Source organism: Salipiger sp. ABF4_146 (genome assembly GCF_056161345.1).
In genome coordinates, this window is sequence record NZ_JBSWYX010000016.1 from 36,171 (window position 1) to 52,006 (window position 15,836).

A 15,836-nucleotide genomic window follows, 5' to 3' on the forward strand; every position below is an offset into this window, starting at 1 on the left:
GATAGAGGGGGCGCTGCCCCCGTCGCGGCCCCTGCGGGCCGCGACTCCCCCGGAGTATTTTGCGAAAGATGAAGGGTGCGGGGTGCCGAAGGGCACGGGGCGCCTGCCGCAGATGGAGCTGCCATGACGGGATACATCCTCAAGCGACTGCTCTCGGCCATCCCGGTGCTGCTGGGGATCACGGTGATCGTCTTTGCGATCATGGCGCTGATCCCCGGAGACCCGGCGACGGCGATCCTAGGGTCTTACGCGACGCCGGAGAACGTCGAGAAGCTGAACCGCGATCTGGGGCTCGATAAGCCGCTGGTGCAGCAGTATTTCATCTGGCTTGGCAATATGCTGAGCGGGGATTTCGGCACCTCCTTCTCGCTCAACCGCCCGGTGCTCGACGAGGTGGTGGAGCGCTTCGGGGCGACGCTGGTGCTGGCGGGTACGGCCTTTGTGCTGTGTTCGGTGTTCGGCATCGTGGCCGGGGTGATCTCGGCGGCGAACCAATATGGCTGGGGCGACAAGGGCATCACCTTCGCGGTGCTGCTGGGGATCTCCATCCCGTCGTTCTTCCTTGGCATGATGATGATCCTGATCTTCGCGGTGAAGCTGCGCTGGTTTCCGGTCTCGGGCATGTGGCCGATCTATGGTGATCGTGACCTCTGGGCGCTGATCCGGCACCTGACGCTGCCCGCCATCGCCCTTGCCGTGGTGGCGACCGGGGTCATCGCGCGGCTGTCGCGCTCGGCGATGCTGGAGGTGCTGCGGCAGGATTTCATCCGCACCGCGCGGGCCAAGGGGGTGCATGAGCGCGGGGTGATCTGGCGCCATGCGCTGAAGGCGGCGATGGTCTCGATCATCCCGGTGCTGGGCATTCAGGCGGGCTTCGTGCTGTCGGGCGCGGTCTATATCGAGATCGTCTTCCAGTGGCCCGGCGTCGGGCGGATGCTGGTCGACGCGATCCTCAAGCGCGACATCCTGCTGGTGCAGGGCGGCGTGGTGCTGGTGGCCGCCTGCTACGTGCTGTTCAACATCGCGGTGGACGTGGCGCAGAGCCTGCTCGACCCGAGGATCAAGACATGAGCGGGTTTCTGAGACTTCTTGCGCGCAACCGGCTGGCGCTGGCCGGGGGCATCGTGATGGCGTTGGTGCTGCTGCTGGCACTGGTCACGCCGCTGCTGCCGCTGGCCGATCCCGATGTCACCAACACCGGCGCGCGGTTTCAGCCGCCGTTTTCCGAAGGCGCCCTGCTGGGCACCGATCATCTGGGGCGGGACCTGCTATCGCGGCTGCTTTGGGGCACGCGGCTGTCGCTGGCGGTGGGCTTTGCCGCGGCCATTGCCGCGGCCACCATCGGCGCGGCGGTGGGCATCATCTCGGGGTTTTACGGCGGGCGCACCGACAACCTGATCATGCGCGGCGTCGACATGCTCATGGCCTTTCCCTACATCCTGCTGGCGCTGGCCATCGTCGCGGCGCTGGGGCCGGGGCTGCTCAACGCGCTGATCGCCGTGGCGGCGGTCAACGTGCCGTTCTTCGCGCGCAACATCCGCGGCATCACCGTCGGCCTTGCGCACCGCGAGTTCGTCGATGCCGCGCGCCTGTCGGGCCTGTCGAACAGCCGCATCATCCTGTCGGAGATCCTGCCCAACGTGATCCCGGTGATCGTCATCGCCATGTCCACCACCATCGGCTGGATGATCCTCGAGACCGCGGGGCTCAGCTTCCTTGGCCTCGGCTCGCAGCCGCCGCAGGCGGACCTTGGCTCGATGCTGGGCGAGGCGCGCTCGGCGCTGATCACCAATCCGCACACCTCGGTGGTGCCGGGGCTGATGATCCTGATCATCGTGATGTCGATCAACCTGCTGGGGGACGGGGTGCGCGATGCGCTCGACCCGCGTCTGAAGTCCGGCGCGCTGTCGCGGCCGATGGCGGCGACGCGGGTCGACCGCAAAGGCCCGGTGCCGGAAAGCGCCGGGCAGGGGCTGCTGGAGGTTCAGGATCTGCAGACGCAGTTCCACGTCAAGGATCGGGTCTATCGCGCGGTGGGCGGCGTGTCTTTGCATGTGAAGCCCGGCGAATGCCTCGGGCTTATCGGGGAGAGCGGCTCGGGCAAATCGGTCACCGCGCTGAGCGTCATGGGGCTGGTCGCCTCGCCGCCCGGGGTGATCACCGGCGGCGCGGTGCGCTACGAGGGCGAGGACCTGATCGGCGCGCCCTATGGCCGGCTGCGCGACATGCGCGGGCGCAATGTGGCTTATATCTTTCAGGACCCGCTGGCGACGCTTCACCCGCTTTACCGGGTCGGCGACCAACTCATCGAGGCGATCCGCGCGCACCGCCCCATCGGGCACAAGGAAGGCCAGGCGCGGGCGCTGGAACTGCTGGCGGCGGTGCGTATTCCGAACCCCGAAAAACGCCTGAGCGACTACCCGCACGAGCTGTCGGGCGGCATGCGCCAGCGCATCGGCATCGCCATGGCACTGGCCAATGAGCCCGACGTGATCATCGCCGACGAGCCGACCACCGCGCTTGACGTGACGGTGCAGGCGCAGATCCTCGCGCTGCTCGACGATCTGCGGCGCCAGCGCGGGCTGGCCATCGTCTTCATCACCCATGACTTCGGCGTGGTGGCGCAGCTGTGTGACCGGGTGGCGGTGATGTACGCCGGGCGCATTGTCGAGGAAGGGCCGACCACGGCGATCCTCGAGCGGCCGCTGCACCCCTACACGGCGCGGCTGATGGCCTGCGTGCCCGAGCTCGGCACCGGCAAGCGGCGGCTCGAGGCGATCCCCGGCCTGCCGCCCGTGGTCGACCGGCTGCCGCAGGGCTGCGCCTTTGCCGAGCGCTGCACCCGCGCGCAGGACGATTGCCGCGCCGGCGAGATCGACCTGCAGCGCGCCGGCGCCCGCGCCGTGCGCTGCATCCATCCCGAAGCGCCGCTGCAGGAGGCCGCCGAATGAGCATCGCGTTGAAACTCACGGATCTGTCGAAATCCTTCGCGGTGGGGCGGCGGCTGTTCGGCGCGCCGCTGGGGCATGTGCACGCGGTGCATCCGATCACGCTGGAGGTGCAGCAGGGCCAGACGCTGGGCATCGTCGGCGAGAGCGGCTGCGGCAAGTCTACGCTGGCGCGGTTGCTGGTGGGGCTGATCGCGCCCAGCACGGGCCGCATCGAGATCGAGGGCGCGGCGCTGGACAACGCTGATCCGGCGGTGTTCGGCAAGCGCATCCAGTATGTGTTTCAGGACCCGATCTCCTCGCTCAACCCGCGCAAGACCATACGGCAGATCATGGAGGCGCCGCTGAAGCGCCTGCACGGCATGGGCAAGGCCGAGCGGGACCGGCGGATTTCCGAGATCTTTGCGAGCGTCAACCTGCGCGAAGAGTTCCTCGACCGCTACCCGCATGAGTTCTCCGGCGGGCAGGCGCAGCGGATCGGCATCGCGCGGGCGCTGGCGGCGCAGGCCAGCATCCTGATCCTCGACGAGCCGGTCTCGGCGCTGGATGTGTCGGTGCAGGCGCAGGTGCTGAACTTGCTGGCCGATCTCAAGGCGGAGTTCGGGCTGACCTATCTTTTCATCTCGCACGATCTGGCGGTGGTCGAGGCGGTGAGCGAGCGCATCGCGGTGCTCTACTTCGGCTCGGTGGTGGAACTGGGTCCGGCCGAAGAGGTGTTCCGCGCGCCCCGCCATCCCTACACCAAGCTGCTGGCCGACAGCGCGCCGGTGGTGGGCCGCCCGCTCAAGGCGCCGGAGGCGAAGGGCACCGAGCTGCCCGACCCGCTGAACCCGCCGCCGGGCTGCGCCTTCGCGGCGCGCTGCCCGCATGCGACCGAGCGCTGCCGCGCCGAAGTGCCGATGCTGGCGGCGGGGGAGGGCGCCACGCAGGTGGCCTGTTTCCACCCGCTGTCCTGACGCTGCGGGCGGCCCGCGCACGTCTAGACCGGAAAACCCCGCCGCTTGATCAGGTCCCACATCTGCAGGTTCACCGCGCGCAACTGGCTGATCGTGTCCTGGATGCGGGTGACCTCGGGCTCGCCGATCGCGTCGCTGCGGCCGACGCGGATATCGGTCTTGCGGTCGGCGATGCGCATCAGGATGGTCTTGTAGCTGCCGCTGTCGCTGTCGAACGAATAGATGCAGTGGTTGTAGTGGTTGCGCAGCCGCGCCAGATCGCCCAGCTTGCCGGTGCAGGCGAGGATCTCGTCGCGCTCGGTCGCCGGGCAACCGTCTGCCTTGGCCAGCCGTTCGACCAGATCAAGGCGCGCGCGCGTGGTGTTGAGCGTCAGGAAGACGATGACGGCGCGCTCTTTGCCGGTGCCCAGAAGCCCGGCGATGAAGTGGATCAGAACGCTTTCGGTGTTGGTCCAGACATAGTTTAGCCGCCCGATCTGCAGCAAAAGCCGGTCGAAGAACGGATCGGGGCCCTGCGCGTTCATTCCCAGCTCCGCTGTTGCGCCGGCGCGCCCTGCTGCATGAGTTCGAAATAGAGGCTCACCGCCGCCGTCCGGTTCGGCACCTCGAGTTTGCGCACGAGGTTATGGACGTGGAGTTTCACCGTGTGCACGGTGATCGCCAGTTCCGCCGCGATCCGCTTGTTGCTTTCGCCGCGGGCGATGAGTTCCAGAACCTCTTTCTCGCGACACGTCAGCGGCTTGAGGCCGGTCGCGGGGCTGGTTCCGGGGCTGGTTGCGGGGGTGGCGCTGGTGCAGGGCCGCGGCTCGGGCGGGGCGGGCTGCGGGTCGGGTGTTGCGCGCCGGTTGGCCGTCAACTCGTCCGGCAGCACCATCTGGCCATACAGCAGCAGGCGCACCAGCGACAGCCAGACCTCGAGCGAGACGTTCATCGGCAGAAAGCCGATGGTCCTGTCGTGTTTCGCGTACCATCGGCTGAGAAAGCGCCGCGCGACCTCCGGGTCGCGGTAGGTGAGCGCCAGCGTGGCCGAGCCCGGATCGAACCGCCCGTCGGCTTTCAGCCGAAGCAGATCGTCGGCCAGTGCCTGATCGACCAGCACGAGATGAAAGGCGGAGGCGGCGCAGGATTTGCCCGCAGTCTCGAGACTGTCGAAGCGGGTGCCGCGCAGGCCGAATTCGGATTCGACGTTGTTGATGACGTGGTGGTTGTAGAACAAGGCGTTCCCGATGAACGCAATGTCAGGTTCTCTGTCGGAGTCTTGGGGGATAAGTGAATTCAACGTATGCAAAATAACCCCTCCGGAAATTATGGCGGAACGGTGAGTGAAAATATTGATTGCGGCCCGATATATATCGGCGCCGCGTGAGAAAGAATCGCGGCTATAATGATTTTCGGGGCATAAAATAATGATCCCCCTTTTGAAATTCAAATCGCGAGGAGGAGCAGCCCCCTCACCCAAGGACTATAGCAAAAAGTAGAGGGGAAATCGACAAGAATGATTCATCCTTGAGCAGAATCGTGGGCTTGGGGTGAATATTTGGTCGGTTTAACAACAACCTAGGCGTGTCTTTTGCCCGCGGTTGTCATTTTCAGGTTTTGGCCGAGAAACTAGACCTTCGCAACCTCTTTTGCGCCCTGTTCCGGTCCCAGGAGCAATGCCTGTGTGTTGGTCGCGCAGAAAAGGCACTTCATTACAAGTGTTTAAGTGATGGTTTAGCCCCTCTTGCGAGGGTTATAGACCGATTTGCTAGATAGTCATTCCGGATGTGTCTGGGCAGGATTGTCGGGCCGGGTCGATCATTTATCGCACCGGCGCATTCACCTTCGAGCCCGATTAGGAGGGTCCCGCAGGGAAAAGACCTACTCAGGAAATACCTTTCCACTCTGATGTCGCACAGGTCTGCCTTGGCAGAGCGCAATTTCTATGTGCGGCGCAATACGCACCCTTCATGCTGCCTTTTAGATGACTGGCGGCCAAAGGTGCCTTTTCGCAAAAGGAATGCATTATGGCTAGCAATAGAAACATGCACGGCATGGGCGGCGATCCGCGCGCAATGTCGGATGCCGTCGCGATCGGCAAGGCAGAGGTTGAAACCCTCAATGCCGATGTCGACACCGGCGATATCTCGATCAAGGAAGCGGACCTGACCGCGCAGCAGCAAAAGCAGTCGCAGGACAGCAACACCGAGGTTCAGAACGATCAGGGCCAAGAACAGGCGCAGGATCAGGGCCAGGACCAAGGTCAGGACCAGAAACAGAAGCAGTCGGCGGACAATGACAACACCGTGTCCAACGGCAATGACATCAACATCGATTTCGGCGGCGGCGAGTGGATCCCGCGCGACGATGATGTGGTCGATCTCGACCTGTCGGGCGAGGCCTCGGTAAACGATGTGCTGACGGCGGGCGGTGATCTGAATTACGACCCTGGCGACGACGTCACCGCGGGCGGCGATATCACCAATGATCCCGGCGACGACATGACCGCGGGCGGTGATTTCGACTATGACCCGGGCAATGATCTGCATGTCGGCGAAAACATCACCGTTGGTGACGCGCTGACCGGTGCCGGCAACGACTTCATGTCGATCAACAATCAATCCGCTTGGCTGGAAGACAATGACCAGCTCGACGGGGCGACGGTGACCAACGCTGCGGACTTCCAGCAGAACGGTGACGCCAATGGCGGCACCGCCAAGGCGGGCGACGGCATCAGCGCGGATGCGCAGGGTGGCGAGTCCGGCGAGGGCGGCAAGTCCATCGCGGGCGACGCCGAGGGCGCCAATGGCATCGGCGGGCTTGCCACCGCCATGGGCGGCAAGAGCGGCGAGTCCGTCTCCGAGGCAGCGGGCGGCGACGCCGGCGATTCCGGCGATGCCGATGGCGCGGTCGACAGCGCGGTCGACACCTCCTCTGAAACCGCGTCGGATGCGGCTGGCGGCGACGGCGGCTATGCCGACAACACCGGCACCGCAGAGAACACCATCGACAGCCAGAACGACGCCGAAGGCACAGGCGGCGAAGCCGGCGACGGCGAGGCGACCGGGGCCGGGCTTGGCCTCTCAGGCGCGCTCGGCGGTCTGGCAGGCAGCGCGTCGGAAGGTGGTGACAACTCTGAGGCGGTGGATGCCGCTGTCGACGGCGAGACCGCCGTTGCGGGCACCTCGGGCTATGGCGGCGACGCCGATGGCACGACCACGGCCGACTCCACCGGCGATGCCGACAACGGCTCCGACGCTGGCGACGGCGGTGACAACACCGGCGAAGCGGCTGGCGATGCCACAAGCGACGCCGAGACCACCACAGCCTCGGGCTACGGCGGCGACACCGACGCGACGATCGACGCCGATGCCACCGGCGAAGCGCAGAACGACGGCACCAGCTATGGTGGCGCCGTGGAGGGCGAGTCTTCGGCAGCGGGTGACGGTCAGGCCGACACCCAAGGCGAGGGCTATGGCGGTGATGGCTCGGGCGAGACCTATGCCGATGCGGCGGGTGAGGCGGCGAGCGACCACACCAGCGAAGGCGGCTACAACGATGGCGAGGCGGCGTCCGACGCCACCGGCACCGCCGACAACGACGGCGGCACCGGCGATGGCGGCGATGGCTATGGCGCGGCGCTGGCGGGTTCGGCGGGCGACGCTGACACCAAGGTCGATGCCGACGGCGGTGACAGCCACAACCTCAGCGCAGCCAAGGGCGAAGGCGCATCGAAAACCTACGGCGGGTCGGATGGCGGCAAGTCGATGAACGGCGCGCTGGCCGGGGCTGACGGGGACGCCGACACCACCGGCAAGACCTATGGTGGCGATGGCGGCGATGCCTCCGGCGATGCCACAGGAGGCGGATCGTCTGCCAACAACGGGCCGAACACCCAGACCGTGGGGCTTGGCGGCGGAGAGCAGAACGCCGACAGCACCGGCGGTGACGCGGGTGACGGCTGGAGTGAGAACACCAGCACCGTGGGCCGTGGCGGCGACGTCAGCGGCAGCGCCGACAATCAAACCGCGGCTGATGCCAACGCAGAAGGGGCAGGCGGCGCCGGTGGCGACGTCGATGGCGCCTCGGAAGCTTCGGGCGCGGGCGATGCCGCCTCGACCGGCACCGGGGGTGACGGTGGCTCCAACTCGGGCAGCAACGACGGCTCGAGCGCGGCGGATGCCGCAGCCGATGCCGCCGGCGGCGATTCCGGCGATCTGACCGGCATGGCGGATGGCTCCGGACGTTCTGACGCGGCCAATACCGGCACCGGCGGCGCGGGCGGCAACGCCAGTGGCACCAACGACGGCTCGAGCGCGGCAGACTCGGCGACCGATGTCGCCGGCGGCGCGGCGGACGTGATGGGCACCGCTGACGGATCGGGACGGGCGGACTCCGCCAACACCGGCATGGGCGGCGCGGCTGGCGACGCCAATGGCACCGCTGACGGGTCGGGCGCGAATGATGCCGCGAACACCGGCACCGGCGGCGCGTCGGGGGCGGCCGATGGCACCTCGGACGGGTCGATCGCGCAGGACACCGCCAACAGCGGCACCAGCGGCGCGGGCGGCGCAAGCAGCGGCATGGCCGACGGCTCGTCGATGGCCGATGCCATGACCTCGGGCACCGGCGGCACCTCTGGTGACGTTTCGGGAACCGCCGACGGCAACGCGTCTGCCGACATCATGGCGGCGGGCACCGGCGGCGCGGGCGGCACGTCCTCGGCGACAACAACCGCTGAATCTGCCGCCGATGGCGCGGGCACCGCGACCGGCAGTGGCGGCGATGGCGGCTACGCCGACGTGTTCTCGCAGTCCGAAACCGACGGATCGGCTGACAGCATGGCCGAGGCCATCGCCGGCTACGGCGGCGCGGCGTCCACCGACGACGACTCCAGCGCAACCGGCACCGGCAGCGCCGAAGGGACGGCATATTCGGGAATGGGCGGCGCCGGCGGCGAAGCCACCTCGATGAGCGGTGACAGCGGCGCGGTGTCGGGCATGTCCTACGGCGGTGCCGGCACCGCGGGCGATGCCTATGGCGGTGACGCCAGCGGCGCCTATTCGGGCGCGGGCGGGGCAGGCGGCGACGCCGGGTCCTGGGGCTCGGGCAACGGCGATGACGGTTTCGTCACCGGCGAGTCCTACGCGTCGGCCGCCTCGGTCGTCGACACCAGTGCGTTCAACCAATCCATCGTGATGGGCGCCAACGTGCTGGGCAACACCGTCGACATGACCATGGTCGGCGGCGCGATGACCGCGACCAACGTCGGCGAGGACGACGCCTGATCGCCAAGAGCGACCCCTGCCGGGACCGCAGCCCTGCGGTCCCGGCGTTCTTTGAAAGGCCGGATCGATGCTTGCAGACAGAACGACGGAAACCATCGCGCATTTCATCGGCCTGTTCGGTCTGGCATCCGAGCAAGCCCGCATCCGGGACATCTACGAAGAATTCGAACTGCGCGCGAAACATATCGATCTTGAAGGGCTGGAAGAGGTCTCTCCGGTGATCGAGCACAGCTTCGAGCTGGTCAGCAGCACTGTCGCGCCGCTGAGCTATGCCTTCGATCTGGACCTGCCGCCGATCCCCTTGGCCTATGTGCTGCCGTTCGAGCCAGAAAGCCCCGAGCCGCCGCTGCAGACCGCCACCGTCGAGATCGCCGGTGATGCGCCCAGTCTGCCCGCTCTCGAGATGCCGCCGGTGCATATCGTCTCAGGCCCGATCCTCCCGCCGCAGCTTCCGTTTCCCGGCTCGGTGCTGAACATCATCGACCAGCAGATCCATCTGAGCGACAACGACGTGCTGGGCGAGACCGATTTTGCGCCGCGGTTGCCCGATGGCCCGCCCATGGCGGCGCTCGCCGAAGAGCTTGAACTGGTGACGGACAGCCTGCCGGAGCTTGGCGAGGTGCCCCGGTTGGAAGAGGCCGAGGCGATGGCCGAAGCCATGCTCGCTGCGCGCGCCGAAGCGGCGCCTGCCGAGGGGGAAGCCTCATCGCAGACCGCGCCGCATGCGCCCGCCGCGACCGTGGTTGCCGTTTCGGAGGCGGCAGAGACGGCGGCCCCACAGCCCGCAGAGGTCAGTGCAGGCCCGGTTGAGACGGCGCAGTCAGCGCCTGACGGCGCCCTCGTGCACGCGGAGCCGCACCCATCGGAGACCGCTGAAAGCGCGGGCTCTTCCGAAGCGGAGACGCCCCCGAAAGAGGCCGACACGCCAGACACGCCAGACACGCCAGACCTGGCGACCGCCGAGGACGCATCACCGGCAGGCGTCGTCCAAGACGGGGCGCCGGTAGAAAACATCGCCCCCGTGCAAACCCCGTCCGACCTCCCGCCGGAGCCGGAAGATGCGCAGACGCAACCCGCGACCGTCGAGCGGGCCGTGCACTATGGCGAGGACGCCGTGGGCCAGTTCGTCAATGGCGCGCGCAGCGAGCAAGCGCCCGACTGGACCGAACTGCTGCCCGCGCACCATCGCACGGAGGAGGAGGATGCAGACCTTCCCGGCGGGCTCGACCCGCGCGATCTGCCGGAAGAGGCCGGGGTGAACCCCGATTTCGAAGATGGCCACAGCCTCGTCACCGGCGGCAATCAGGCGGTGAACGAGGCGGCGGTCTCGGTCGGTTGGGTGGATGCGCCGGTGATCGCCGCGGGCGGCACGTGGATCGAGCTGGACCAGATCGAGCAGGTCGCCGCGGTGTCGAACACCGACATTGGCACCCACCTCGAAGAGATCGAGAAGACCACGGTCACCCAGATCGCCGAGATCAGCGAAACCGCCGCGCCGATCGTCCGGCAGGCGCAGCAACTCTCCGACGGGGCCACGGCGCCGATGTGGCTCTATATCGACCGGATCGAGGGTGATCTGATCGTCTCGCACCATCTCAACCAGCAGATCGAGGTGTTTGACAACGACGTGTTCGGCGTTGCGATCTCGGCAGCCTCCAGCGCCTTTGTGCTGGGCGACAACACGCTGTTCAACGCCAGCCACGTGCTTGCCATCGGCCTCACCTACGACCAGATCCTCATTGGCGGCGATCTCATCGAGATCAACGCCATCAGCCAGACCCTGTCGCTCGAGGATGATGATCGGGTCGACGGGCTGCCGGCTCCGGAGCCGGTGCCCGAGTCCCCGCCCGAGACCCCGCCCGTGCCGGAGGTGGCGCCGGTTGCGGATCCCGCCGTTTCCGAGGTTGCGCCGGTTGCAGCCGCCGCACAGGATGCCTCTGCCGCCGGGCCGGAGGCAGCGCCGGCGGGGCTTGCCGGGACGGTGGATGGCACGCCGATCACGTCAGAGGGGCCTTCCGGCACGGCGCAGGCCGAGACCGAACAGATCTCCGAGCGACAGACCTCGGGCGCAACCGAGGGCACTGCCGCGCCAGTTTCCGAGCCGGTTTCCGAGACGCCCTTGGTGCCGCAGGAGAGCGCCGCGCCGCCCGAAGTGGGCAGGGCTGAAGTTGAGGCCGAAGCGCACGTCGCGCAGACGGCAGAGGCTTTGGAGGCGGAGCGGGCCGAGGCCGCCGCGACCGCCGGCGTTGAGATGCAAGAGCACGCCGAGACGCCGACCGCGGAGGATATCCGCGCCGAAGCCGAGCGGCAGGCGGAGCCGCAAGCTCAGGGTCCGGCCAGCCGCGACGATGCAGAGGAGGCAGGTGCTGCGCCCGACGCGCCCGATGCAGAGGAGCCGCCGGATGCGCCCGATCCCGCCGACCCTGATGGGTCGGATGCGCTTGCGCCGGGTGTCGCCGCGCCCGCCGAGACGGGCGCAGAGGCGCCGCTGGGAAACATGCTGCTGAACGAGGCGCGGATCGCCAAGACCGGGCTCGACACCTCTGCCGAGATCACCGAGAGCCTGTCGGACATCGTGTCGGGCATGGACGACGACATGGAGGCGGTGCGCGACACACTGTTGCACGATCCGGCGCTGGCCGGGCTCGAATACGCCCGCGTGCTGATGATCGAGGGCGATCTCATCCAGTCGCGCATCGTCGAGCAGCAGGTGGCGCTGAGCGACAATGACGACATTAGCCTGCCCGACACGCTGCCCGAGGATATGGAGATCGTGATCGGTCAGAACGCGCTGATGAACATGGCGCGGATCGACGACATCGGTGTCGACTCGCAGATCAAGGCGGCTGAGGGCGCCTATTCGGACCTGCTGATCCATCAGGCCTCGCTGATCGACGAGCCAGTGATCGACCAGCCAGTGATCGAAGACCCGATGATCGAGAAGGATGCGCTGGTTTCCGAGGCGATCGCTTTTCTTGCCGAAGAGGAATTCGCCGCCGAGCAGCAGGCCGAGGATTTCGCCGCCGAGATGGGGCAGATCAAGACCGCGATGCAGTTGGACGACCTTTCGGCGGCAATGACCTGACGCGGTTTCGCGCAGGTCCCAAGGGAGATTTTCCGCCCCAGACCGACGTATTTTCAAAAGGACCAAGTGATTTGACTGGCATGACTTTCATTTCCGACCCGGCAGGCATTTTCCCCTGCGGGAGGGGCGCATGACCGCCCAGCCACGCCGTTCCTTCGACGCTGCGCCCGAGGCGACCGCCGACCAGACACAGGCTGACCAGACGCAGGCCAACAAGTTCCGGGCCGACGAGAGCCGGGCCGCCGAGATCCGGGCCGGGACCAAGCGCCCCGACACCGGACAGGCGGGTCGCGCGGGGCAGGACGGGCAGGCGAAGCAGTCCCCGCCCGAGCGCCTGCACGACGACCCCACCGAGCCGGTCATGCGCGACGATGGAACCGCGTCCGGCGCCGCGCCGCGCGGCTTCGGCGCAACCATCGAGGGGCGCGCCAATGCGCCGCTGCCGCGCCGGGCCGGTGCGGGCGGCGGCAACGGCAAACCCCCGGCCAAATTTCACCGCCGGCAGGACCCGGAGCGGTTCGACAAGATCCTGCGCGACGTGCGCCGGGCGGTGACCCGCAACCTCGCGGTGGTGGGCCTGCTGACCTTCGCGACCAACGTGCTGCTGCTGGCGATCCCGATCTACCTGTTCCAGATCAGCGACCGGGTGCTGACCAGCCGGTCGCTCGATACGCTGGTCATGCTGACCCTGATCATCACCGGCGCGATCCTCTTTCAGTCGCTGTTCGATGCCATCCGCCGGTTCATCCTGATGCGCACCGCGGTGCTGGTGGCAACCCGCCTCGGTGCGCCGGTGCTGAGCGCCGCGGCGCATGCCTCGCTGCACGGCACCGGGCGCGAATACCAGACGCTTGGCGATCTGCAGCAGATGCGCGGCTTTCTGGTGTCCTCGACGCTGATCTCGTTTCTCGACGTGCCCTTCGCGCCGCTGTTCATTCTGGCGATCTTCATGGTGCATCCCGATCTGGGGCTGATCGTCATCGTCACCGCGGTGCTGCTGATGTGCATCGCGCTCGCCAACCAGCGCGCCACCTCGCGCCAGTTCGCCGAGGCCAACATCGCCCAATCCAAGGCCAACCAGCATCTCGAGTCGATGTCGCGCAACAGCCAGATCATCAACGCGCTGGCGATGATCCCCGAGGCAGTGCGGATCTGGGGGCGCGACACCGCGCACTCGCTGTCGGCGCAGGTGCGGGCGCAGGACCGCAACGTGATCTTCGCCTCGATCTCGCGGGCGGTGCGGCTGATGACCCAGATCGCGCTGCTTGGCTGGGGTGCCTTCCTTGCCATCGAGGGCGACATCACCGGCGGCATGGTGATCGCCGCGTCGATCATCGCGGGCCGCGCCTTTTCCCCGATCGAGGGGGCGATCGAGGGCTGGAACAACTTCCTGCTGACGCGCGGTGCTAGCGACCGGGTGCGCGGGCTGCTGCTGTCGGCGCAGACCAAATACGAAAAGCTGCGCCTGCCGCATCCGCAGGGGCGGCTCGACGTCGAGCGGCTGCTCTACGTGCCCGGCGGCACCAAGCAGGTTGTGCTCAACGGCATCACCTTCGCGCTCAGCCCCGGCGACACGCTGGCGGTGATCGGCAATTCCGGCGCGGGCAAGACGACACTGGGCAAGATGCTGGTGGGCTCGATCCTGCCAACCTCGGGCAGCGTGCGGCTTGATCTGATGGACATCCGCAACTGGGACCCGCGGCAGTTCGGCGAGAACATCGGCTATCTGCCGCAGGACGTGCAGCTGTTCCCCGGTTCGATAAAGGACAACATCGCCCGCATGCGCGCCGATGCCACCGACGCGGCGATCCACGAGGCGGCGGTTCTGGCCGACGTGCACAATATGATCGCCAATCTGCCGCAGGGCTATGAGACGGTGGTTGCCGCCGATGGCGCGCCGCTGTCGGGCGGGCAGAAGCAGCGCATCGCGCTGGCCCGCGCCTTTTATGGCAACCCGTGCCTGCTGGTGCTCGACGAGCCCAACTCGAACCTCGATGTCGCCGGTGACAAGGCGCTGGCGCAGGCGCTGCAGCATGCCAAATCCAAGGGCATCACCGTCGTCGTCATCACCCAGAAGCCGACCCTGCTGAGCGTGGTCGACAAGATCATGCTGCTGACCGATGGCCGCGTCGCGCTGTTCGGCGAGCGCGAGACGGTGCTGGCGAAGATCAACGGCCCGAAGGCCCCGCCGAAAGCGGTGCCCGGCACCGAGGGAGGCCGCGATGAGTGACCTGATCGAAACCGAAGCGCCGTGGTACGCCGATGTGCCGTGCAAGATCGGCAAGCTTGCTGTGTTCGGGCTGAGCCTGATGGTCGCGGCCTTCGGCGGCTTTGCGGTTTGGGCCTTTGGCGCGCCGCTGGCGGCGGCGGTGATCGCGCAGGGCAGTTTCGTCGCCACCGGACGCAACAAGATCGTGCAGCACCTTGAGGGCGGGATCATCGAGCAGATCTACGTCTCCGAAGGCCAGCTGGTGCGCGCCGGCGAAGAGCTTCTCAGCCTCGACCGGACCGCCGCGCAGGCCAGCGAGCGGGAGTTGCACCTGCGCCGCTATCGCCTGAAGGCCACCGCCGAACGGCTTTACGCCGAGTATCGCGAAGAGCCGGAGATGGTGTTTTCCGAAGGTCTGACCGAGGCAGCCGATGATCCCGAGTTTGCCGCCATTCTCGACAGCCAGCGGCTGGCCCACGCCGTCTCGCGCAAGTCGCTGGAGAACGACGTCACCCTGCTGCGGCGGCAGATCGATGCGCTGAAGGTGCGCGAAAGCGGCTATGTCTCGCAGTTGGAGTTCCTGCGGCTGCGGGCGGATATCCTGAAGGAAGAGTTCGCCGACAAGAACAAGCTCTTCGAGCGCAATCTGGTGCAGAAGTCCGAACTGAACGCCATCCGCCGGATACAGGCCGAGGCCGAGGGGCAGCTGGCGCGGCTTGAGGCCGAGGTCGACGAGATCCGCCAGATGGTGCTGCGCTACACCAGCGAGATCAGCGCTGCCCGCGCCGTCTACCGGCAGACCGCGCTGGATGAGCTGGGGCCGATCGAGGCCGATCTGGAAAGCATCACCGAACAGGCCCGCAAGGCGCGCAACGTGCTGGAACGCTCGGTGGTGCGCGCGCCGGTCTCCGGCACCGTGGTGCGGCTGCACTACCACACCTCCGGCGGGGTCATCGAAACCGGCAAGCCGATCGTCGAGCTGCTGCCTTCCAATGCGCCGCTGATCATCGAGGTGCCAATCCCCCGCACCGACATCGACAGCGTCATGCTCGGGCAGGAGGCGACGGTGCGGCTGATCGCGCTGAACCAGCGCACCACGCCGGTGCTGCAGGGCGAAGTGACCTATATCTCGGCGGACTCGCTGCATGACGCCGAGATGAACACCGGGCAGGAAATCTATATCGCGCGGGTCGCGCTGCCCACCGAGCAACTGGGCCGGGTGCCGGGGTTCGCGCCGACGCCGGGGATGCCGGTGGAGATCATGATCCAGACCCAGTCGCGCAGCTTTGCCGCCTATATCAGCAAGCCGATCCTCGACAGCATGTCGCGAGCGTTCCGCGAACAATAACAGGGTGCAGTGGTGGGGCGCAG

General features: G+C 67.2%; 9 protein-coding genes. 7 read left to right on the top strand and 2 right to left on the bottom strand.

The annotated features are described in order from the left end of the window. Positions 1-123 precede the first annotated feature (123 nt). Genes ACXAJT_RS20375 through ACXAJT_RS20385 form a run of 3 tightly spaced genes read left to right on the top strand, consistent with a single transcriptional unit; the run spans position 124 to position 3,904 of the window. Positions 124-1,071 carry an ABC transporter permease gene (locus ACXAJT_RS20375; RefSeq protein WP_475238230.1) on the top strand — a complete coding sequence of 316 codons (948 nt, stop codon included), beginning with the start codon at positions 124-126 and terminating at the stop codon, positions 1,069-1,071. Further along, the gene (locus tag ACXAJT_RS20380; RefSeq protein WP_475238232.1) at positions 1,068-2,951 is read left to right on the top strand and encodes a dipeptide/oligopeptide/nickel ABC transporter permease/ATP-binding protein; all 1,884 of its coding nucleotides are present in this window, start codon (positions 1,068-1,070) and stop codon (positions 2,949-2,951) included. Before ACXAJT_RS20375 ends, ACXAJT_RS20380 begins: the two co-directional genes overlap by 4 nt. Further along, positions 2,948-3,904, top strand: coding sequence for an ABC transporter ATP-binding protein (locus tag ACXAJT_RS20385; RefSeq protein WP_475238234.1), 957 nt, complete (start codon positions 2,948-2,950; stop codon positions 3,902-3,904). The genes ACXAJT_RS20380 and ACXAJT_RS20385 overlap by 4 nt, the downstream gene beginning before the upstream one ends. A 23-nt stretch (positions 3,905-3,927) precedes the next feature. Here ACXAJT_RS20385 and ACXAJT_RS20390 read toward each other — a convergent pair whose 3' ends face one another. Both ACXAJT_RS20390 and ACXAJT_RS20395 read right to left on the bottom strand, forming a co-directional pair. Next, entirely contained in the window at positions 3,928-4,428 is a 501-nt protein-coding gene (locus ACXAJT_RS20390) for a hypothetical protein (protein WP_475238236.1), read from the bottom strand. Continuing rightward, complete coding sequence (locus ACXAJT_RS20395; RefSeq protein ID WP_475238238.1) at positions 4,425-5,120, bottom strand: helix-turn-helix transcriptional regulator; 696 nt, start codon at positions 5,118-5,120, stop codon at positions 4,425-4,427. Before ACXAJT_RS20395 ends, ACXAJT_RS20390 begins: the two co-directional genes overlap by 4 nt. Before the next feature lie 790 nt (positions 5,121-5,910). Here ACXAJT_RS20395 and ACXAJT_RS20400 point away from each other — a divergent pair. From ACXAJT_RS20400 to ACXAJT_RS20415, 4 genes are all read left to right on the top strand, one after another. After that, a complete protein-coding gene (locus ACXAJT_RS20400) occupies positions 5,911-9,171 on the top strand; it encodes a beta strand repeat-containing protein (protein WP_475238241.1) in 3,261 nt (1,086 codons plus the stop codon). Between the two features lie 67 nt (positions 9,172-9,238). Then, positions 9,239-12,256, top strand: a complete 3,018-nt coding sequence (locus ACXAJT_RS20405) for a hypothetical protein (RefSeq protein WP_475238243.1) — start codon at positions 9,239-9,241, stop codon at positions 12,254-12,256. Between the two features lie 130 nt (positions 12,257-12,386). Further along, positions 12,387-14,486, top strand: coding sequence for a type I secretion system permease/ATPase (locus ACXAJT_RS20410; RefSeq protein ID WP_475238246.1), 2,100 nt, complete (start codon positions 12,387-12,389; stop codon positions 14,484-14,486). After that, positions 14,479-15,813 (top strand): HlyD family type I secretion periplasmic adaptor subunit, encoded by a 1,335-nt coding sequence (locus ACXAJT_RS20415; protein ID WP_475238249.1) that lies wholly within the window; start codon positions 14,479-14,481, stop codon positions 15,811-15,813. The genes ACXAJT_RS20410 and ACXAJT_RS20415 overlap by 8 nt, the downstream gene beginning before the upstream one ends. Positions 15,814-15,836 lie beyond the last annotated feature (23 nt).